The 21,600-nt window shown below is 36.4% G+C and carries 15 protein-coding genes; all 15 read right to left on the reverse strand.

All coding sequences use genetic code 11. The features are described 5' to 3' along the window. Positions 1-209 precede the first annotated feature (209 nt). A complete protein-coding gene (gene purD, locus AC2A1G_RS13085; protein WP_484047358.1) occupies positions 210-1,448 on the reverse strand; it encodes a phosphoribosylamine--glycine ligase in 1,239 nt (412 codons plus the stop codon). An 85-nt stretch (positions 1,449-1,533) separates the two neighbouring features. Then, positions 1,534-3,048, reverse strand: coding sequence for a bifunctional phosphoribosylaminoimidazolecarboxamide formyltransferase/IMP cyclohydrolase (purH, locus tag AC2A1G_RS13090; protein WP_484047359.1), 1,515 nt, complete (start codon positions 3,046-3,048; stop codon positions 1,534-1,536). Between the two features lie 311 nt (positions 3,049-3,359). After that, positions 3,360-3,929: a phosphoribosylglycinamide formyltransferase gene (gene purN, locus AC2A1G_RS13095; protein WP_484047360.1), complete on the reverse strand. Its 570-nt coding sequence runs from the start codon at positions 3,927-3,929 to the stop codon at positions 3,360-3,362. 81 nt (positions 3,930-4,010) lie between these two features. Continuing rightward, positions 4,011-5,003: a phosphoribosylformylglycinamidine cyclo-ligase gene (purM, locus tag AC2A1G_RS13100; RefSeq protein WP_484047361.1), complete on the reverse strand. Its 993-nt coding sequence runs from the start codon at positions 5,001-5,003 to the stop codon at positions 4,011-4,013. 265 nt (positions 5,004-5,268) lie between these two features. Next, the gene (locus tag AC2A1G_RS13105; protein ID WP_484047362.1) at positions 5,269-5,820 is read right to left on the reverse strand and encodes an NADPH-dependent FMN reductase; all 552 of its coding nucleotides are present in this window, start codon (positions 5,818-5,820) and stop codon (positions 5,269-5,271) included. A 272-nt stretch (positions 5,821-6,092) separates the two neighbouring features. Continuing rightward, positions 6,093-6,821, reverse strand: a complete 729-nt coding sequence (locus AC2A1G_RS13110) for a pirin family protein (RefSeq protein ID WP_484047363.1) — start codon at positions 6,819-6,821, stop codon at positions 6,093-6,095. Positions 6,822-7,193: 372 nt separating this feature from the next. Beyond that, positions 7,194-8,573 (reverse strand): MFS transporter, encoded by a 1,380-nt coding sequence (locus AC2A1G_RS13115; RefSeq protein ID WP_484047364.1) that lies wholly within the window; start codon positions 8,571-8,573, stop codon positions 7,194-7,196. A 43-nt stretch (positions 8,574-8,616) separates the two neighbouring features. Continuing rightward, positions 8,617-9,129, reverse strand: a complete 513-nt coding sequence (locus AC2A1G_RS13120) for a nuclear transport factor 2 family protein (RefSeq protein ID WP_484047365.1) — start codon at positions 9,127-9,129, stop codon at positions 8,617-8,619. A 73-nt stretch (positions 9,130-9,202) separates the two neighbouring features. Then, the gene (locus AC2A1G_RS13125; RefSeq protein ID WP_484047366.1) at positions 9,203-11,119 is read right to left on the reverse strand and encodes a glycoside hydrolase family 13 protein; all 1,917 of its coding nucleotides are present in this window, start codon (positions 11,117-11,119) and stop codon (positions 9,203-9,205) included. Between the two features lie 10 nt (positions 11,120-11,129). Beyond that, complete coding sequence (locus AC2A1G_RS13130) at positions 11,130-12,173, reverse strand: succinylglutamate desuccinylase/aspartoacylase family protein (protein WP_484047367.1); 1,044 nt, start codon at positions 12,171-12,173, stop codon at positions 11,130-11,132. A 129-nt stretch (positions 12,174-12,302) separates the two neighbouring features. Further along, positions 12,303-13,292 carry a bile acid:sodium symporter gene (locus AC2A1G_RS13135; RefSeq protein ID WP_484047368.1) on the reverse strand — a complete coding sequence of 330 codons (990 nt, stop codon included), beginning with the start codon at positions 13,290-13,292 and terminating at the stop codon, positions 12,303-12,305. A gap of 188 nt (positions 13,293-13,480) precedes the next feature. Beyond that, positions 13,481-15,640 carry a glycoside hydrolase family 97 protein gene (locus AC2A1G_RS13140; protein WP_484047369.1) on the reverse strand — a complete coding sequence of 720 codons (2,160 nt, stop codon included), beginning with the start codon at positions 15,638-15,640 and terminating at the stop codon, positions 13,481-13,483. Positions 15,641-15,715: 75 nt separating this feature from the next. Then, positions 15,716-16,837 carry a SusE domain-containing protein gene (locus AC2A1G_RS13145; protein WP_484047370.1) on the reverse strand — a complete coding sequence of 374 codons (1,122 nt, stop codon included), beginning with the start codon at positions 16,835-16,837 and terminating at the stop codon, positions 15,716-15,718. Positions 16,838-16,853: 16 nt separating this feature from the next. Continuing rightward, a complete protein-coding gene (locus tag AC2A1G_RS13150) occupies positions 16,854-18,407 on the reverse strand; it encodes a RagB/SusD family nutrient uptake outer membrane protein (protein WP_484047371.1) in 1,554 nt (517 codons plus the stop codon). A gap of 11 nt (positions 18,408-18,418) precedes the next feature. Beyond that, the gene (locus AC2A1G_RS13155; RefSeq protein WP_484047372.1) at positions 18,419-21,295 is read right to left on the reverse strand and encodes a SusC/RagA family TonB-linked outer membrane protein; all 2,877 of its coding nucleotides are present in this window, start codon (positions 21,293-21,295) and stop codon (positions 18,419-18,421) included. Between the last annotated feature and the right edge of the window lie 305 nt (positions 21,296-21,600).

Below are 21,600 nucleotides of genomic sequence, written 5' to 3' on the forward strand. Positions count from 1 at the left end.
AACCTTATCACATAACTTTTATCTTGATTCTTTTTACTTTTTACTTGGTTCCTCTTAGCCCTGATGGGAGCGGCATCCTTTTTTGTTATTGCGATGGCGAAAATAGTTCAACAGATTGCTTCACTTTGTTCGCAATGACAAAAAAGATACAGCGGACAGCAGGTTCCCGGCTCCTGATAAAAAAAGCCCCGAAAAATCAGGGCATTATATTAAAATTTACCGATGTCTTCTCTGTAGAAGCTGTAATCGAAATGTACGTGGCTTGCGTCTTCGTACACTTTTTTGCGTGCTTCGTCATAGGTAGCTCCTGTTGCTACAATGTTGAGAACTCTACCACCGTGGGAAACTACTTTATCGCCTTTCTTCACGGCACCAGCATATAATAACTGGCTGTGTTTCACTTTGTCTTCACCTACGATTTCGAATCCTGTTTCGATGTTTCTAGGGTAACCTCCTGAGCACATTACAAGGCAAACTGCTTTTTCATCTTTGAACTTCAGCTGAATGTCTTTTCCGTCGATACAATCATTGATTACATCAAGAAGATTGTTTTCCATTAAAGCCATCAAAACCTGAGTTTCAGGATCTCCGAATCTCATGTTGTATTCTAAAAGGTAAGTTCCGTTTTTGGTAATCATCAATCCAAAGAAGATAATTCCTTTGAAACCAAAACCTTCACCTTTAAGACCTTTTACAGTTGGCTCAAGGATGTTTTTTTCGAAATCTGCAAAATGCTCAGCAGTGAATTCAGGGCTTGGAGCCACAGCACCCATACCTCCTGTGTTTGGACCTGTGTCGCCGTTACCGGCTTTTTTATAATCTTTTGCAGCCACGCAAGGGAACAATTTTTCCCCGTTTGAGAATGCAATAATTGAAGCTTCAAAACCTTCAAGATATTCTTCGATCACCACACGGATTCCCGCATCACCGAAGATTCTTCTGATCATAAAGTCGTGAATGGTAGCTTCTGCTTCTTCCAGATTTTCGCAGATTACAACGCCTTTTCCACCCGCCAATCCGCTGGCTTTGATTACCAATGGAAATTGCTGAGTCTGAAGATATTGTTTTGCATCATTGTAAGCATCAAAAACTTCTGCCTTTGCAGTTTTGATATCATAGGTTTTCATAAATTTCTTGGAGAAAGCTTTACTTCCTTCAAGACTTGCCACCTTTTGAGTCGGGCCGAAAACTTTAAGATCGTGCTTTTTAAATTCATCCTTAAGTCCAGCTACCAATGGTGCTTCCGGGCCTACGATGGTAAGATCTACTTTTTCCTTGATTGCAAAATCCCTAAGTTCTTTGATTTCTGATAAATGGATATTTTTTCCTATTCTGTCGGTAGTTGCGTTTCCGTTGGAAAAAAACATCTGACTCACTCTTGAATCTTTCTGAAGTTTTGTTGCCAGAGCAGATTCTCTTCCTCCTTCACCTATGATTAATATTCTCATACTTTATTTATTATCTAGTCTATTTTACAAATATATAATTTTGAATGCTATAAATACAATCTCAAATTATTATTTTAATTCAATTTTAATGAAAAAAGTGTCTTACACCGGTGAACATCATCGGGATTTTGTGTTCGTTAGCAGCATCTATACTTTCCCCATCTTTTACACTTCCTCCTGGCTGAATAATCGCTGTAATGCCTTCCTGAGCGCAGAAATCTACCACATCACGGAAAGGGAAAAACGCATCAGAAGCTAAAACCAAATCTCCTGTGAATTTTTCTTTTGCTCTTTCAATTGCCTGTTGTGTTGCCCAGATTCTGTTTACCTGTCCGCCTCCGATTCCGAAAGCCTGAATTCCGTTTGAAACTACAATTGCGTTTGATTTCACATACTTTACCACCCTTTGAGAAAAAAGTAATGCCTTCTTCTGCTCTTCTGTCGGTTGAGTTTCCGTAACCACTTTAATATCATCTGAAAAAATATTATCATTATCCTGAACCAAGATTCCACCGTCAACTTTTACCCAGGTTTGTTTGTCTGAAACCGGATTGACAATTTTTATAATTCTTAAATTCTTCTTTTTTCTTAAAATTTCCAAAGCATCCTCATCAAATTCCGGAGCCATCACGATTTCAAGGAATGTTTTGTTTAATTCTTCTGCCGTTGCAGCGTCAATTTTGAAGTTAGCAGCTACAATTCCGCCGAAAATAGAAACCGGATCGCACTCGAAAGTCTTTTGGTAAGTTTCTAAAGCTGATGTTCCGATAGCAACTCCACATGGTGTAGAATGTTTAACAGCACAACAAGCCATTTCGTCTTTAAATTCAGTCACCACTTTCCAGCAAAGATCCATATCACGAAGATTGTTGAATGATAATTCTTTACCTCCCAACTGTTCGAAATCTTTCATCGCACCATTCTCAAACGTTGATGCGTAGTACGCTGCAGTCTGGTGTGGGTTTTCTCCGTATCTTAAGTCTGCAACTTTTTTGTAAGAAGCACTTAAATATGTTGGATATTCTTCATCCAAAAGCATTCTTGAGATGGCCGCATCGTAAGCTGAAGTTAAGTTAAATACTTTTCCGGCTAATCTTTTACGGGTTTCGATGATGGTGTCACCGTTTTGTTCCATTTCAGATTTTACTTTTTCGTAATCTTCAACGTCTGTGATTACCGTTACAGAATCGAAATTTTTTGCAGCAGAACGAAGCATTGAAGGTCCTCCGATGTCGATAAATTCTACTTTTTCGTGTAATGAAATGTCTTTGTTTACATTTTCAAAAAACGGATACAAATTCACAATCACCATATCGATCAAACCAATGTTGTGCTCCTGAACGGTTTTCATGTGCTCGTCGTTTGAACGAACCGCCAATAAACCACCGTGAACTTTCGGGTGTAAAGTTTTCACTCTTCCGTCTAACATTTCAGGAAATTCGGTTACTTCGTCGATTTGAATCGGATTTAAACCAGCGTCTTTCAAATGTTTGAATGTACCTCCTGTGGAGATCAATTCATAATTCTGAGATTCTAAAAACTGTGCGAATTCTGTTAATCCGCTTTTGTCAGAAACACTGATCAAAACTCTCTTGCTCATAGATTTTTCATTTTTTTGAAATGAAAATCGCAGGATTGCGATTTTCATTCATTTTTACTTCTTTTTGCTTCGTAAAAGACAGGATTTCATCCTATCCTTTGCTAGGCTGTCCCGTTGGGACTTTTCAATTTTTACTTTTTACAGTTATTTCAAACTGTAGACCGGTTCTTTCACCTCCGATCTTACTTTTACTTAGATTTTACTGAATTTGAAATAATTTTAATTGATCTAAGTGTGTCTTTTTTATTTAATATAACAATGTATCAGTTTACCAATGTAGCAATGCTTTTGATTGGTAAATTGTTACATTATTAGATTGTTACATTGAGTAACTTATTAATTGCTGTTGGGAAAATTTCATATTCAATTTTATGAACTTTTTCTGCTAACGTTTCTGGAGTGTCGTTTTCTGTGACTTCGAATGATTTCTGGAGGATTGCTTCTCCTTCATCGATCCCTGCGGTTACGAAATGAACGGTTGCTCCACTTTCTTTTTCATTAGCTTCAATGACTGCGTTGTGAACATGATGTCCCCACATTCCTTTTCCTCCAAATTTGGGAAGTAAGGCCGGATGAATGTTGATAATTTTTCCTGCCCAGTTTTCCACGAACTCAGGTTTGAGAATGGATAAAAATCCTGCCAATACGATTAAATCTGTATTTTCAGGGATTATTTTACCTAATTCACTGCTGAAATTTTTTCCTCTCGGAATCAACACGGTTTCTATGTTGTGTTTTTTTGCTCTTTCGAGGCCGTAACATTCTCTGTCGGCAACAACTAACGATACTTTTGCATTTTGGATTTCTCCGTTGGCAATGGTATCGATGATTCTCTGAAGGTTTGTTCCTGAACCTGAAACGAGTATAACTAAGTTTTTCATATATTAATGTAACAATGTATCAGTCTAGCAATGTAACAATATTATAAAATTGGTAAACTGTTACATTGTTAAATTGGTACATTAAAATGAAAGATTGATCTTTTCAGCTCCTTCTGTAATTTCTCCGATTTCATAAGCATCGTCTAATAGGTGAAGTACTTTTTCAGCGTGCTCAGGATCAACTACGACAATCATTCCAACACCCATATTGAATGTTCCGAACATTTCTTCACGGGCGATATTTCCTCTTTTTTCCAGTTCCAACATTACGTTAGGAATCTGAATTTTTGAAGCATCAATGGAAGCACAAAGTCCGTCACCAATGATTCTCGGGATATTTTCATATAAACCGCCGCCTGTAATGTGAGCAATTCCTGAAACTTCAACTTCTTCGATAACTCTGTGAATATCTTTATAATATAATCTTGTAGGAACTAAAAGCGTTTCGTACAAAGGTTTTCCTTCAAATTCTTCTTCAAAATTCGGGAATATCTTTCTTACCAAAGAAAATCCATTTGAATGGAATCCTGAACTTGGCAAAGCGATGATTTTATCTCCTGTTTTGATTTTTGAACCGTCAATGATCTGGTCTTTTTCTACAATTCCTACGCAGAATCCTGCAACGTCGTAATCACCAGGCTGATACATTCCCGGCATTTCGGCAGTTTCACCACCGATTAATGCGCAGTTGTTGTCTTTACAAGCTTTTACCATTCCTAAAACGATTTCTGCAGCGATCTCAGAATCCAGTTTTCCACAAGCTAAATAATCGAGGAAAAACAAAGGCTTTGCACCGTGGCAAAGGATGTCGTTGGCACACATTGCGAAACAGTCTACGCCGATAGAATCGTATCTTTTTGAGTCTAAAGCGACTTTCAGTTTCGTTCCTACACCATCAGTTCCTGAAACCAAAACAGGGTTTTTGTAACCTCCGATTTCGTAAAAAGCACCGAAGCTTCCCAAATGATTCAATACATTGGAATTGTGCGTTTCGCCCACCGCTTTTTTGATTTTATCAACGGTTTTGTAACCTTCTTCTTTGTCTACTCCTGCAGATTTGTATGTGTTGCTCATATTTTTAATGTAACAGTGTATCAGTTTAACAATCTAACAAATGAATCGTTTGTGCTAAAATGGGACGTATTATTTCTATTTTATTAAGTACAATTTTGAAAACAAAAAAGCCGACAATCTTGGTAGATTATCGGCCGTTATATTATCTCAGAATTTCAGAGTCCACAACATTCCCTTTTTTGGAGAAACATTCTTTAAAAGTGGTCTGAATTTTCATTACTATTTCTTTTTGCAAAGATATTAATTTTATGTTAATATTCAAATGCTATTTTTCTAAGATTATTTCAACAGCAGAAATCTTTGCTATTTTTTCTTTTAACTCACTGTCTTTCTCTTCGTTAGATATTTTCTGATTTTCTTTATCAAAGTTATCATTGAAGTGTGGCAATGTGAATGTATCCACAATATTTCCTGCATGTAAAGGAAATCTTTTTGAAGCCGCTTCCAATACGCCTAAACCTCCTCTTGGTCCGGTTGCAGTTGCCATTAACAGCATCGGGATATCGTTCCACACTTTTCTGCCTTTGATTCTTGACGTCCAGTCGAATACGTTTTTAAATGCCGTTGAGTATGTACCGTTGTGCTCCGATAAAGAAACTAAAAGTAAATCTGATGCATCTATTTTTGAAGCGAAATCAACTGCTGCCTGAGGAACTCCGCTTTCTGTTTCGAGCTGATGTTTGTAAATAGGCATTTCGAAGTCGTTCATGTCTACGATTTCAATTTCTGCGTTGTCGAATAAAGTTGTAGCGTAAGTTACGAGTTGTCTGTTGATTGATACATCGGAATTGCTTCCGGCGATGGCTAAGATTTTCATTTATAGTTAATTGCTTTATTTAATTTATTTTGTTGAACCACTTCGTTGTTCGTTTTTATTGGCTGTCTTTTTCCATGGGTTTGGCATCGCCGAATCTCGTTCCTCGATTTCACCCACGGCTATTCATATTTAACCACTTTGTGGTTTGGTTTTTATGAATATTGTTGCAAGATTAATATTTTCTTGTAGCGTGTTAAACCACCCCGTCAAAAAATCAAAGATTTTTCGCCACCCCTCCAATGGAGGGGAATTTTTGTGCGAAATTATTGTATTTATTTTAAATATTCCGGTAAATCCATTGGAACTTCCATTAAAAGGATTTCGGTGTCCTCTGTTGCTTCAATATTGAAGCTTTGGATGTCCCAAATTCCTAAGCCATCTCTTTCATTTAAAACTCTGTCCCCAACTTTAGCACTTCCTTTTAAAACAAACGCGTACACCCCGTTTCCTTTTTTGTTGATGGTGTAGTTTTTACCGTTTCCCTGGGTGAAATTGGCCAAATTGAACCACGCATCCTGATGAATCCAAACGCCGTCGTCATTTTTGTCAGGCGATAAAATCTGTTGGAATCCGTTGATTTTTTCTCCGTCTTTTATGCTTTTCTGATCGTATCTCGGTTCTACATTTTCTTCTCTCGGGAAAACCCAAATTTGTAAAAATTTTACGGCTTCATCTTTATTTTGGTTGTATTCGCTGTGCATTACGCCCGTTCCGGCGCTCATCACCTGAATTTCTCCTTTTTTGATTACCGCAGTCGTTCCCATAGAATCTTTGTGCTCTAAGTTTCCTTCTAAAGGAATTGAAATGATTTCCATGTTCTTGTGAGGATGTGTGCCGAAACCCATTCCCTGAGAAACGGTATCGTCATTTAAAACTCTCAACACACCGAAATTTTGTCTGTCTCTGTTTTGATAACCTGCAAAACTGAATGTGTGGAAAGAATTTAACCAACCGTGATTGGCGTGCCCTCTTGAATCTGCTTTGTGATATGTTGTTTTCATAATTGATAATTTATTTATTGATGATCGATGTTTGATGATTGATGAACGATGAACGATGTTTAAATTTATTAAAGCAAAATTCGTTAATATTTGGTGGCGGAATGTTGATGTAAGGTAAGAAGTGATTGATGTGAATTTTGAGTGGTCAGTTTTTTTGAAGTAAAATCTTTGAGTCTGGAATATTTTTGTGAATAGTAGATTTTGGCTAAAACCGTTTTGAAATAAGAAAGCGGACTAAAGTCCGCCCCTATTGATGTTTTTATCTCTTGTTTATATTTTACGGAAATTCTTAATTGTAATTTTTCCAATCTTAAATCTTAAATCTTAAACCTCGAATTTTAAATTTCAAATCTCAAATCCCAAATTTCAAATCTAAAAACGCGCCTGCTGAATTTCTTCTTCAATTTCCTGAGGATTTGAATCATCTGTTTTAATGAAAATCATTGTAAGAACTGCTGCCAGAATCATACAGATTCCACCAACCATGACGTAGCCCATTGCGTAGTTTCCGAATGCGCCTTTTACAATTGGGCCGCCAAATATACCGTTGATGATTTGTGGAATTACAATGAAGAAATTAAAAATTCCCATAAAAACACCCATTTTTCTTTGTGGAATTGCGTCAATCAGCATCGCATAAGGCATTGCCAAAATACTTGCCCACGCAAAACCGAGTCCGATCATCGAAATCCAAAGCAGTGAAGTGTCTTTGATGAAATACATTGAAATCAAACCCAATCCACCGCAGAGAAGAGCCAAAGCATGCGTTTGTTTTTTACCAATCCATTTGGCAATTGGTGTTAACAGAAATGCGAACGGAATTGCCCAAAGATTATACATTCCGAATAATCTATTTTGTAAATCACCAGCATTATTAAACTCTACTGAGTGGGTGTCTTCGGGAGACAGTCCGAAATGATGAGTGGCTAAAGCACTTGTCGTGAAAACCCACATCGTAAACAAAGCAAACCAAGAGAAAAACTGAACAATCCCTAGTTTTTTCATCAAGGTCGGAATTTTAGCAAAATCACTGATAATATCTGATAATTTTGACGGTTGCTCAACATCTTTTGATCCTTCAAACTCAGCAAATTCTTTTGGTGAATACTCTTTAGTAGTAACAATAGTGTAAAGAATGGTCAGCAAAAGAATCCCCGCACCACAATAAAACGCATAGATCACGTTATCGGCAACAAAACCTTCTTTCGCCACATTTGACACTCCTAATTTTGTTAACCAATCAGGTAAATAAGATCCAATCACTGCACCAATTCCAATGATAATAGTCTGTACAGAAAACCCTAAAGTTCCCTGATGTTTCGGAAGCATATCTCCTACCAAAGCACGAAACGGTTCCATCGCAACGTTGATGGAAGCGTCCATCATCGCCAAAAAAATTACCGCTAAAAGCAAGACATTAGCCGCCATCATCTGTGTTGCCGAAGCCGCATTGGGAAGTAAAACCAAACCAATGGCACACAAAATTGCACCTATTAAAAAATAAGGTTTCCTTCTACCGAGAATTCCCCAAGTGTTATCACCCATGTGACCGATAATGGGCTGCACAATCAGACCTGTAACCGGTGCCACCAGCCAGAACCATGAGAGCTGATGAACGTCTGCTCCAAAGTTCCCGAGAATACGGCTCGCATTACCATTCTGAAGCCCAAAAGCCATCTGAATTCCCAAAAATCCCATACTCATGTTGATGATTTGGTTGAGCGAGAGATTAGGTTTTATTTTTTTTGTCATTTATTTATAAGTGATCAGTGATGAATGATAAAAGATTTACACTCTAATTTTTTAATTTTTGTATCATCTCATCCTCAATTGGAGTTTTGATATCAACAATCTTATCTACAACCTCATTCGGAACTGTGACTGATAAAACATATTGTTTTACTTTCCACTGTCCATTGATTTTTTCTACAACACCGGATCCACGGCAGATTTTCATTTGGGTGTCTAATAATTCGTCAAACCAAGCCATCTTGCCGTCTTTTGTGAAATGGATGTTTCTTTTCAAAGATTTGAAATTCCAAGTTGATTTTTTGTCGAAATAAGGTTTTGCCCAAACCATGAACTGTTTTTTATCCCAGACTTCGGTAGCATCAGTTCCTATAAAAGTAGATTCGTCGGCAAAATAGTTGAAGTATGTTGTAAAGTCGGCTTTAGCTGCAGCAACGTTAAAACCGTCGAGCATTACGCTGATTTCCGTTTTTTCTTTTTCAAATTTTGCCTGAGCTGAGATTGTTGTAAAACTCAGGACAAATAAGAAGATTGAAAATAGTAGGTTTATTTTTTTCATTTTTAATTTTTTTTGACACAAATAATACTGATTTTTGTTTGTATTCAATGGTTATACTGATTTACGTTTGTAATTAATGATTTAATTTATGATCTTTCTTTTTACTTGGCAAAATATTCACTTCTCCAAGTTCACCTTTTAATTCTAAGATTAATGATGATTTTGCAGGAATTTTTAATTCTTTATCCAAAACAATTTCATTTTCAGAAATAACATCAATTCCAGCATAAAAACCTTTCAGCGATTCCTGAAAATGTTTCAGGTCTAAAGTTTCCTCTTTTTCGCTGTTATTCAGCACTATCATTACGGTTTCATTTTCGTTATATCTAAAATACACAAAAACATTATTCTGAGGAACGAAATTTTTAGTTTTTCCGGTGTGGATGACATTTTTACCTTTTCTCCAGGTCAGTAATTTTTGACTAAAATCATAAAACTCCTTTTGTTCGGATGTCTGAGTTAATGAATTAAAAGCATTTTGAGTGTCATTTTTCCAGCCGCCAGGAAAATCTCTTCTGATATCAGCATCACCGCCTTTGTTTTTATCGCCACGCATTCCGATTTCGGTTCCGTAATAAATCTGCGGAATTCCACGAACGGTAGAAATTAAAGTTAAAGCTAATTTGTAAGCTTTTGGATCTGCATCAAAAATTTCATTCCATCTTTCAGTGTCATGATTTTCGAAAAATACAAGAAGATTATTCAGATCTTTATATAAAAAATCGTTGGTAAAGCTGTTGTAAACTTTATTCCAACCGCTGTCCCAGCCTTCTTTTTCTTTGATTGCTTTCGGAAGCTGATCATACAAAGGAAAATCCATCACAGAAGGCAGATTTGAGTTGTAATTTGCTGCTTCACCCGTTTTTGAATCCTTTTGCCACGCAGAAATATGTCCTGCATTGCTTAACCATGTTTCTCCCACAATATTGAATTTTGGGTATTCGTCAGTAATGGCTTTCGCCCATTTTGCCATCGCTTCTTTGTCATTGTAAGGATAGGTATCGACACGGAAACCGCCCAATTCGGCATATTCAATCCACCAGATTGCATTTTGTGTTAAATATTTTAAAACTAAAGGATTGCTTTGATTAATATCCGGCATAGAAGTATCAAACCAACCATCTAAAGCCAGTTTTTTATCAATCTCTGCTGCATTGGGATCAAATTGGGAAGTAATTTTATAATTGGATCTTTTGAAACCTTTTTCACCATCCGAAAACCAGTGAATCCAGTCTTTTGTAGGCAAATCCTGAATAAGCCAGTGAGAAAGTCCCCAATGATTGATCACATAATCCATCACCAACATCATTTTTCGCTGATTGAGTTTTTGTGAAAGCTCACGATATTCTTCATTGGTTCCATATCTGCCGTCGATTTTATATAAATCTGTCTGGGCATAACCGTGATAAGAATATACTTTTTCGTTATTCTGATTGACGGGAGTAAGCCAGATGGCGGTTGCTCCAAGATTTTGAAGATAATCGAGATTATTGATAATTCCGCGTAAATCTCCTCCGTGACGACCGTTTGGTAAAGTTCGGTTGGCCTTTTCCGTAAGATCAGGTTGTGAGTCGTTTTTCTCGTCCCCATTCGCAAAACGGTCGGGCATAATCAGATACATTAGGTCTTTTGACGTAAAAGACTCTCTGTTTGCTGAATCAGGGTTTCTTTCTTTTAATTCGTAAGTGTAAGAACCAACTTTTTTCTTTCCGTTTTTGATGTTGATGTTAAACTTCGAAACATTGATTTCGTTGGTATTTAACGTCACAAAAAGATAATTTGGATTTTCAACTTTCTGTATCTCTTTAATTTGAATTCCGTTTGAAATCTCGATGTCATTTTTGGCAATATCCTTTCCGTAAATCAAAAGCTGAAGTTCAGGATTTTTCATTCCCTTCCACCAAAAAGCGGGCTCTACTTTATCTAAAGGTTTTTGCGAAAAGGCTAATGAGGCTGCAGAAAATGCTGCAATTGCATATATTTTTTTCATAATTGAATAATTATTTAAAATATCCGATACAAAATAAAGTTTCTCCTTTGTTTACAGGAGGCGTTCCGATTTTGTATAAAATAACGCCATCTGCCTCGGAAATAATATCTTTTTTTCTGTTTCCAAATTCGTCTGTAATATAGCCCAAAATTTGGTTTTTTCTGACCTCATCGCCACTTTTTAACATACTGTAAAAAATACCGTTTTCGGGAACACGAATATACTCCTGATTATTGAAGACTTTTTGCTTTTTCACGGTTTTAATCTTAGGAATTTCACCCAAATAATTCCCTGAAAATCTGAGCATTTTATAAACCGAAGCTTTGATTAAATCTACATTCTCTCTCTGAACAGTCCCCAATTTTCCGGCTTCAATACTTAAAGCTGTAATTCCCTGTTGAGTTGCTTCCTTAAAAGCATATTTTGAAGCATCTTTAGATTGTAAAGTGTAAGGATAAGAAACAATATTTTGAATCCCTGAAGCTTTTGATAATTCTAAAGCCATTTTTGTTTTTTCTGCACTGTCTTTTCGGTCATAATAACAGACAAACGGAATTAAATCTTCGCTCGCATCACCACCATGAATATCAAGAAAAATATCTGAATTGGAAATTATTTCATTAGTCATCAAATAGGCAATCTGATCTGTCGGAGTACCGTTTTCTGAGCCTGGAAAAGCAGTGTTGAGATTTTTTCCATCTAAAGGATTTACAAATGGTGAGCGTTTTTGAAATGATTCGATATTCGCAATAGGAATGATGATTAAAGTTCCTTTGATATTTTCGGGTTTTAATTCATTTAATAATTCCTGAACTGCAATTATTGGTGGATATTCGTAGCCGTGAATTCCTGCCACAATCGTAAAAACCGGGCCTTGTTGTTTTCCTTTAATAATCGATACAGGAAGATAGGTTTTCTGAGTATTGGTTTGAATATTTAAAATCGTGTCTTTTCTGAAGGCTTGATTTTCAGATATGATTTTTTTGATTTGAGCATGAGCTGTAATTCCATATAAAAGAAATGAAATTGCTAGTGTTTTGATAATAATTTTCATTTTACAGTATATTTGAACACAAAGTTCACAGAGGTTTTTTCTTTAAAATGTTTGGATTGTTTCACAGAGCCGTTTCACTTGTAAAAGAACGCAGAGGTATTAATTAAATCACAAGAAATAAAATCAGAATTATTGAGCAGCTAAAACTGTCTGTTTTTTAGCAATTCTATTAGCTAACCAACTTACGTAGAAGAGTTGAAAACTATGATAAATCATTACAGGAAGCAGAAACAAAACTTTCTGACTGTCGGGAATTCCTAAAACCAAAACGAAAAGACTTCCGTGAACGAGCGATTTTTTAGAACCACAAAAAGTAGCCGTGATGATGTCTTTTGAATTAAAATTCATTTTTTTAGCCAAAAATCCGGTAAAATAATAGACCGCAAAGAATAAAAATACAACACTGAAAGCCAAAACTAAAAATACCGACGAAGGAACTGCTGAAAATACGTTTTGTATAAATGCGGTTGAAAAACTCTCGTAAACAATCAGTAAAATAATGAGCCGATCGAACTCGTTAATGACAGATGAATATTTAGTCACAAACTTTTTTAACAAAGGATTAAATATAATTCCTAAAATAATCGGGGCTAAAACTTTAAGTAACAATTGCTGCAGAATTTCGCCATGAGCTGCTGATGAAGAATCTGAAGTCATAAAAAAGCTCATCAACAAAGGCGTCATTAGAATCCCAATAATTCCGGACACCGAAGCGTTGAAAATAGCAGAAGTTACATTTCCTTTGGCAATAGAAACCATCACCACCGAAGAAGAAACTGTAGAAGGCAAACTCGCCAAAAAGAAAACTGAAAGCCAAATGCTGAAATACGCAGAATCTTTCACAAATGGGTAAAATATAAAAACCAAAAGTGGAAAAATTAGAAAAGTCGCTGATTGAATGAGCAAGTGAAGTTTCCAGTTAGTGATATCTTTTACGACTTCTTTTAAATTTAATTTTAAACCATACAAAAGAAAAATTCCTGCAATTCCCCAATCGATAAATCCTGAAAGATTAAAATATTCGCTATAAGATTCTTTAAAAGGAATCAGTTTTCCGAGAATTACCATTACAATCAACAAAAGCAGAAAAACATTCTGTTTATTAAAGATTTTTGCCATCAACATTAATTTGAAATTTAAAATATTGAACACAAAGTTCACAAAAGTTATTTTAAAAAATTCTATAACCAAGTCTCACAAAGCCGTTTCACTTATATGAGCTCAGAAAGTCTATTCAAAATTTTATATTTAAAAAATAAGAAGTCCCTAAAGAAAAATTCTTTAAGGACTTTAAAGGTAAGGAATATTTATTTTACCGGCTTGATAGAAATGGCGTAACCACCGCTTCTTACCAAATGTACAGGCAATTTGGTTTTGCTTGTAATTGTCTTTTTATAAATGTGATAAGACTGAGGATTGTCTATGTAATCTGCGTCTTTTCCATCTTCATAAATAGTTGCTTCATACTTTTTTCCTTTGTCCAGGAAAGAGAAATCTACCGTATAATCCATCGCTTTTTCATCGGTGATACCACCTACGAACCAGTTTTCTGTACCTTTTGCTTTTCTTGCTGTGTGTACATATTCTCCCGGTTCTGCAGATAAAATTTTGGTATCATCCCAATCTGCCGCAACATCTTTGATAAACTGGAAAGCATCCATGTGCTTCGCATAGTTTTCAGGTAAATCTGCTGCCATTTGCAAAGGCATATACATCGTTACATAAAGTCCCAGCTGTTTTGCCAAAGTCGTTTTCACAAAACGTTTATCTCCAGGGAAATAATAATCTAATTTTGTCTGGAAGATTCCCGGTGTGTAATCCATCGATCCGCCCATCCATCTTGTGAAAGGAAGAATCGTGTGGTGATCGGGATTGTTACCTCCAAAAGCATCGTACTCCGTTCCTCTTGCTGCTTCAGCAGATATATAGTTTGGATAGGTACGGCTCTCTCCTGTCGGACGTACAGATTCGTGAGAATTAATCATTACTTTATACTCATTCGCTTTTTCTGCAATTCTGTAGTAATGATTAATCATCCACTGAGAATAATGATGCTCTCCTCTCGGAATCACATCACCGACATAACCAGTTTTTACGGCATCATATCCATATTTATTCATCAACTGGAAAGCTTTATCAGCAAATCTTTCATAATTCGCTGCTGAACCGGAAGTTTCGTGGTGCATGATTAATTTTATTCCTTTTGAATGAGCGTATTCATTCAACATTTTAATGTCGAAATCCGGATATGGAGTCTGAAAATCGAAAACATATTCTTTTGAACGGCCGAACCAGTCTTCCCAACCGATGTTCCAGCCTTCGATAAGAAGACCTTCAAAACCGTTTGCTGCAGCAAAATCGATGTATTCTTTTACTTTCGTGTTGTTGGCTCCATGTTTTCCGTTTGGAGTAAGTTTAGTGAAATCAGTTGTATCCAGATGCACATTAGATTCCGGCTGACCGTATGCCCACTGAGATTTGCCGATGATCATCTCCCACCAAACGCCCATATATTTCGTTGGGTGAATGTAAGAAGTATCGGTATATTTTGTTGGCTCATTAAGGTTGAACAACATTTTAGAATCCATTACCACCTCAGCTTTTGGTGAAACGATAACCGTTCTCCATGGAGTTGTAGCAGAAGTCTGCATATATCCTTTTGCTCCCTGTCTGTCGGCTGTAAGGTGAGTTTTCAGCTTAAAATTAGCAGCATCCACTTCTAAATGTGAAGCCGGATAATCTAAAACAGCTGCTTCAGCTACGTTGATGTACAACGGAGTTTTACCCTCAACTTTTAACATTAATGGAGACTGTACCGCATTTTTAATTAAAGTCTGTGAAGCGTTGGCATCGGCAGCTTTTGGCCATCTTGCAGGGATTTCAGAAACTTTTGTTTCCTGATACTGGTATTCCTGAGAATCGTAGTCTGCAACCATCCACCACGCTTTCATGTCTGAAGGAAAATCAAATTCTGAATCTTCCTCACGAATCACGAAATAGTTCAGATTTTTCTGTTGTGGAAATTCATATCTGAAACCCAAACCGTCATTGAACAAACGGAATTTGATGATGATATTTCTGTCTGTTGCAGTCTGATTTAGCGTAACCGCAAACTCGTTGTAATGGTTGATATAATTTTTTTTCTCTCCTAAAACCGGTTGCCAGGTTTCATTTTTGGAGTCTCTTTTTTCTTCAGTTTTTGTAAAACCATTGTTAAGATCGTTTTTAGCATCTTCAGGTTTAGCAATTTCTGAGGCAAATTTGATTGATGTGTCTTTAAATAATCTCAATCCTAATTTTGAATCTTCAAGAACCGTTTTACCCTCAAATTTAAGATTGTAAAAAGGTACTCCATCTTTCAATTGGAAATTCATTTCAAATTTTCCATCGGGAGATTTTAAGGATTGTGCATTCATTCCTGCAAACATCATGGAGAGCAAAGCTACCCCAGTTGTAATTTTCTTCATAATGATTATTTATACGCTTTAAAAATAAAAAAACTGTTGCGGTGAAGCAACAGTTTGCTGTTAAATAAGATATATTTACAATTTTGTAACAGTCAGTTTGTAGTAACCTGAGTTATGTAAATCAAGTTCTATTTTATAATTTCCTGAAGTAGAAACTTTGTAAGCTGGATCTCCTTGAACAGTTCCTTCAGCACTAAAATATGTCTGAACCCCTGTACCGGAAGCTAAGGTTTGATCCGCAGATGCTGGCTGAATTTTCATTGCCCAATCATCATTAGCTCTAAATTTAAATACTCCGCCGGAAGTTAACGCGATTGAGTTTATCACATAAGTTTTTGTGGCTGGATTATAAACTAAGTCTATATCTGAACCCCACCCTGCAGGAGTTGCATCACCAATAATACCAAAGTTTGCCAAAACAGATGAGTATGTGTTGGCAGTCCAGTCAACTTTAATATATCTTGTTCCCACTGCAGTAGCTTTGATATCGGCACCTCCGTCTGATAATTTTCCGGTAAGCGTGCCATCATCGCCTTTGTTTCCTGGCCAATCCTGATTAATTGTAAATTTGTATTTACCATCATCCGTTCCAGCAATTGTAGATACATAAATAAATCCTCTGTATTTGTTGTCTTTTTCCGGAGAATATAAATTGGCAGTATTGGAAGGAGTCCAATTTGCATAGCCTGCTACTCCTGCATACGACCCTGGTACATTGATTTTAGGAAATGCATTATCAGGATTTGGAGTATATCCTGTAATTGAGATCTTAGTCACATTAGAATAAAAAGAAGTGACATTATTGGCATTTGATTTTAATCTCATCTCAATGTTTTTTGCAACATTGGGAGCAATCTGCAAGTCTGCCAAAACAGTATTAAGCTGTAGATGTGTTAATGTAAATGTGTTAGTCTCTTTCGAAACTGCTAATGTTTTGCTTGAAGAAAAATTATTTCCTTCCAATCCAATCTCAATTGAATTTGTAAAACCAATACCTGGATTGAAAACTGGATTTGTGTATGTAAACGTAAGAGCTGGCAAATCAGCTTTTGTTTCATCCAAAACTACAGAATTCTTATCTGCAGTGAGTGTAGCTGGTGTGACATTACTAAGAACAACTTTTTCATCTTCTCTTTCACACGAGATGATGAAGGTAGCAATTAATCCTATCAGCAAAATTTTAAATATATTTTTCATTAGATTAATTTTAATATTAATAACCTGTATTTTGAGTTAAATTTGGGTTCGCCTGTAAAGCAGATGCCGGAATAGGAAAGACATTATAATTTGAAGAAATAGCAGTGCCTGTCGCCACTCCCCCTTTCCAAGGCCACAAATAAGTACCACCGCTGAAAATATTATAACGAATAAGATCCTGACGTCTTACACCTTCCAGACCTAATTCTCTTCCTCTTTCATCCAGAATATTCTGCAATGTAAGAGATACAAAAGGTGTAGCATTAGCTCTTGTTCTGATCTGATTAACATATGTTAGCCCTTGAGCTGCGGTAGCTGTTGAAGCACCTCTTAATGCACATTCAGCATAGATCAGATAAGTGTCTGCCAACCTGAACAAAGGGAAATCTGTTGATGAAAAAGACGTTACATTTCCTGACCCATCAGTATTTCTGTTTGAAAATTTGATTGATGGATAGCCATCTGTCCATTCTTTGTAATCAGTCATCTCGAAATTATGACCTGTAAGCCAGAATAACTTAGCTCTAACATCAGTAGTAGAGTTTAAACCAGCTGCATTCGGTGCGAAAAGACCATACCAAGATTTTGTTGCACGGTGTCCTCCCCATCCTTCAGCAGCACCATACGTAGCAAGGTTCATGGTTGTAGAATTTAAGCTTCCGTTAACAATGTAAGTGGTATTACCATGACTTTGCGAAGAAACGGCATCAGCAATAAGCGGGAAAATTATTTCTTTCGAAGTATTATTATCTGCTCTGAAATTTTTAGAGAAATTAGTCTCCAACTGATAATTATTGCTAGCGATTACCTTGGAAGCATAAGAGGCAGCATCAGAATATTTTGCAGTTCCTGTATAAACTTCTGCATTCAGATACAGTTTTGCAAGAAGCATCTGCACAACAGCCTGATTTGCTCTGCCGTACGTATTGGAAGCAGCAATTTTTGATTCAATATCTTTCAATTCGCTTTCAACAAAATTAAAAAGCTCAACTCTAGAAGCCTGAGGAAGGGGTGACGCTGAACCATAAGTTTCATCATTTACCAAAGGTCCTTTACCAAAGAAATCTATCTGATAATAGTAAGAAAGAGCCCTTAAAAATCGCAATTCACTGATATACTGATCTTCATTTGGAACATCAACTTTATTTTTCAGAATCAGAATAAGATTTGTCGTCTGTGGAATTGTGTAATAAATTCTGTCATAAACATATTTAAAAAATTTATTATTCGAATTCCAGCCAGTCGCGGTTGTTAATTGATCCAATCCATTATCTCCCCAACGGTTTTTCATTCCATCTGCTGTGAAGTCGTTTAGATTAATTAAACCTCTGATAAAAGGTGATTCTCCTGCATTGGCACCAGAAATATCAGAGTCACCGGGTCCCGAAACACTGGATAAAGCAAAAGTTGAATACATTCTTGAAAGCAGACCCTCCATGGCTGCGGGATCTCTTTGTAATAATTCTTCTAAAGTGAGTTCATACTTCGGTTCTGTTTCCAGATCACTTGTACATGAGGCAAAAAACAACCCTGCTATTGCCAGTAAACTATATATTTTTGTTCTTTTCATTGTTTTCTGATTTAGAAATTAAAATTAAAACCTAAAGTATAAATTCTAGGTCTCGGATAAAAATTATTATCTACACCCCCAAAGTTTTCAGGATCCTGACCTTTGTATTTAGTGATAATAAATGCATTATTTACAGATCCATACACTCTTAAATCCAGTTTGTTGCCGAATATTTTTTCAATATTGTATCCTAAGGTAATATTGTCGAGTCTTAAGAATGAAGCATCGTGAAGGAAATAATCTGAGAAAAACATATTATCCGTAGGCTGGATAAGGTTTGATGAATATCTTCCGTTAGAAAAATCCAGAGAGTTATTAAGGTGTTCTGAGTTTGACGGCTTCACCTGATTCACAAATCCCTGAGCTACGTGTCTTCCGTCGTAAACTTTTCCTCCAATCTGTCCTCTGAAGTTTGCAGTAAGATCCCATTTTTTGTAGTTCAGTGAAGTTCCGAAACCGTATGTAAAGTTTGGAACCATCTGAGCATCATAACGGTCATCATTATTAATCACCCCATCACCGTTTCTATCTACGAAAGTATCGGCAATAGGATTTCCGCTTTCGTCATATACCTGCTGGAATAACCAGGCTGAGTAAGGCTGAAGACCTACAACATGGTAAGCAATCTTAACACCTGTACCAACCGGAAGATCACCCCCTGCTGAAATTCTGTCGTAGAATTTCAATTCCAGAATTTCACCCTTATTGTAAGAGAAGTTTCCGAAAACGTTCCAGTTTACATTTTCATTTTTTATTGGGTTAATATTTAAATTCATTTCTACACCACGGTTTCGCAGTGAACCAACATTCGCAAAAACCTCATTGGTAAGATTCTGTCCTGGCGGAACCGGAGCTTTTAGCAATAAGTCGGTTGATTTTCTATCATACAAGTCAATAGAACCAGAAATTAAATTACTCCTGAAAAAACTAAAATCAAAACCTACATTCCAGCTGGTTGTCGTTTCCCATTTGAGGCTGGAATTAAAGCCTAAAGCATTGTAGATATTGAATCCAGGAAGATACTGTGCATTTTCAGAGCCAAGAGAAAACAACGGTCTCGAAGGATAAAAACCTGCTGCGGAAGTTAAATCCTGTTGACCTGTCTGCCCCCAGCCGACTCTTAATTTTAATTCTTTTACAAAAGATGAATTTTTCAGAAATTCTTCTTCCTGCATTTTCCAGGCAAAAGCTGCTGAAGGGAAATAGCCCCACTGATTATCAAAACCATTGAAAAGCGAAGACGCATCCGCTCTGAATGATGCTGTTAACAGATATTTGTTTTTAATATCAATATTTGTTCTCGCAAAGAAAGACTGTAGATTCAAATGATTAAAATACCCAAAAGTAGGGTTAGCCCTGTTAGGTTGTGGAATTCGAATACCACTTCCCGTAGGATCGGCATAAAACTGTTCTTTATTACCATCATATCTGAAATCCTGATAAGTATATCCTCCCTGAATTAGGAAATTGGTAAAAAAATCATTTATTTTCCTGTTGTAAACCAAATAAGCTTCTAAGTTTTTGTTGTTGGTAAACTGATTCTCAGCGTAGCCTAACCCCGGGTTATAAATAACATCATTAAGAGAATTATAAACAAGGTTGATTACAGAGTTCCTTGCGCTCTGGTCATAGGTCTCACGAATTTTTGTTCTTGAAGATTCTATACCCATATTAACGACCGCCCTAAGGTCAGGAAGAAAATGAAATTTGTAGTCAAGCTCAATATTTCCTAGGAATCTCATTGTGTTTTCCGGCCTGTGTCTCTGTTCGAGCAATGCCAAAGGGTTAGAATCATAAGTGAGATTTGTTTTCCCGGTAGCATCTATATAATTATTCTGATAATATCCGCCAAAGTAGTTTGGTCCGTTTTCTCCATACACATCTCGGCTGTAAACAGGTAGAGTTGGATTTCTGGATAGCGCTGAGCCAATTGCACCACCAGCATCAACGGTATTCTTATCAACTTTAAATCCCTTTGCATTGATGTCAACTTTCAGATGTTTATCAAAGAAAGTAGGTGTTAAACGAAGATTCGCAGAGTATCTTTCTAAATCATCATTTTTCACTACACCCTCTGTCCTATTATATCCAAGAGACAATCTTACAGGCAAGGCATTAAACAAGTTTCCTGACGCACTGAAATTATTATCTGTGGAAACAGAATTTCTGTAAACAACATCCTGCCAGTCTGTATCATAAATCTTACCCATAACAGTTGGATTAGCAGGATTACCCCCAACTCCTAACTTCCAGACATCATTTGGAAAATAGTTTTTTACAAAATCAACAAACTGACTGGAATCCATCAGATCGATATGTTTTGTAACTTCTCCAATCGATACGTTAGTATTAAAACTCATTTTCAGTTTACCTCCACCAGATTTCGTTTTAATTAGAATAACACCATTAGAAGCACGAGCCCCATAAATAGCCGTAGCCGAAGCATCTTTCAGAATTGAAAAAGATTCAATGTCATTTGGATTTACAAGAGCAAGCGGGTTTTGAATGCCCGCAGGATTCGTTGAGTCTAAAGGTATCCCGTCAATAACAATTAGAGGATTGTTGGATGCATTTAAAGAAGCTCCTCCTCTAATCCTGATGTTGGGTGCAGAATCCGGCGAGCCTCCACTGTTTGTAATTCTCACACCGGGTGCTTTTCCCTGAATCAACTGATCAGCCGACACAATCGCACCTTTGTTGAAGTCTTTCTCTGTAACAGAAGTCACAGATCCGGTAAGATCTGATTTCTTTTTAGCTCCAAATCCTATCAGTACCACTTCCTCAATCTTCTTTTCCTTCGCAGTAGAATCCTGCTCTTGCCCGAACATTACTGAGCTTGCCAGTAAAAACATCGGCGCAATCTTTAATACCGTTGTAAAGTTTTTCACAATATTATTTTTATATAGTTTCCTTTGTTGATGCTGTTTGCCAGCCTTGCAATTTAAACAAAAAATCAAATAATGTTAAAAAATATTAATATTTCATTAAATTTTCGTTAACTTATACCACGAAATTAATACTAAATACTAATAATCAGTACTTTAACTAAAATTATTCAATACATAACATCTCTACGGTAGTGATTAAAAATTAAACAATTGTTTAACTATTATTGATTCAATTTGAGATAATACTGTCAATTTTACCCATGAAGTAATTATCAAGGGATTCCCAAATTATCTTTATCTTTGCA

This window comes from Chryseobacterium sp. HNCC26DJ240, assembly GCF_057180485.1.

Excerpts from the sequence above, each read along its gene's own strand:
- purD (WP_484047358.1), bottom strand. The coding sequence starts at position 1,448 with ATGAGAATATTAATCATAGGTGAAGGAGGAAGAGAATCTGCTCTGGCA.
- purH (WP_484047359.1), bottom strand. The coding sequence starts at position 3,048 with ATGAGCAAGAGAGTTTTGATCAGTGTTTCTGACAAAAGCGGATTAACA.
- purN (WP_484047360.1), bottom strand. The coding sequence starts at position 3,929 with ATGAAAAACTTAGTTATACTCGTTTCAGGTTCAGGAACAAACCTTCAG.
- purM (WP_484047361.1), bottom strand. The coding sequence starts at position 5,003 with ATGAGCAACACATACAAATCTGCAGGAGTAGACAAAGAAGAAGGTTAC.
- AC2A1G_RS13105 (WP_484047362.1), bottom strand. The coding sequence starts at position 5,820 with ATGAAAATCTTAGCCATCGCCGGAAGCAATTCCGATGTATCAATCAAC.
- AC2A1G_RS13110 (WP_484047363.1), bottom strand. The coding sequence starts at position 6,821 with ATGAAAACAACATATCACAAAGCAGATTCAAGAGGGCACGCCAATCAC.
- AC2A1G_RS13115 (WP_484047364.1), bottom strand. The coding sequence starts at position 8,573 with ATGACAAAAAAAATAAAACCTAATCTCTCGCTCAACCAAATCATCAAC.
- AC2A1G_RS13120 (WP_484047365.1), bottom strand. The coding sequence starts at position 9,129 with ATGAAAAAAATAAACCTACTATTTTCAATCTTCTTATTTGTCCTGAGT.
- AC2A1G_RS13125 (WP_484047366.1), bottom strand. The coding sequence starts at position 11,119 with ATGAAAAAAATATATGCAATTGCAGCATTTTCTGCAGCCTCATTAGCC.
- AC2A1G_RS13130 (WP_484047367.1), bottom strand. The coding sequence starts at position 12,173 with ATGAAAATTATTATCAAAACACTAGCAATTTCATTTCTTTTATATGGA.
- AC2A1G_RS13135 (WP_484047368.1), bottom strand. The coding sequence starts at position 13,292 with ATGGCAAAAATCTTTAATAAACAGAATGTTTTTCTGCTTTTGTTGATT.
- AC2A1G_RS13140 (WP_484047369.1), bottom strand. The coding sequence starts at position 15,640 with ATGAAGAAAATTACAACTGGGGTAGCTTTGCTCTCCATGATGTTTGCA.
- AC2A1G_RS13145 (WP_484047370.1), bottom strand. The coding sequence starts at position 16,837 with ATGAAAAATATATTTAAAATTTTGCTGATAGGATTAATTGCTACCTTC.
- AC2A1G_RS13150 (WP_484047371.1), bottom strand. The coding sequence starts at position 18,407 with ATGAAAAGAACAAAAATATATAGTTTACTGGCAATAGCAGGGTTGTTT.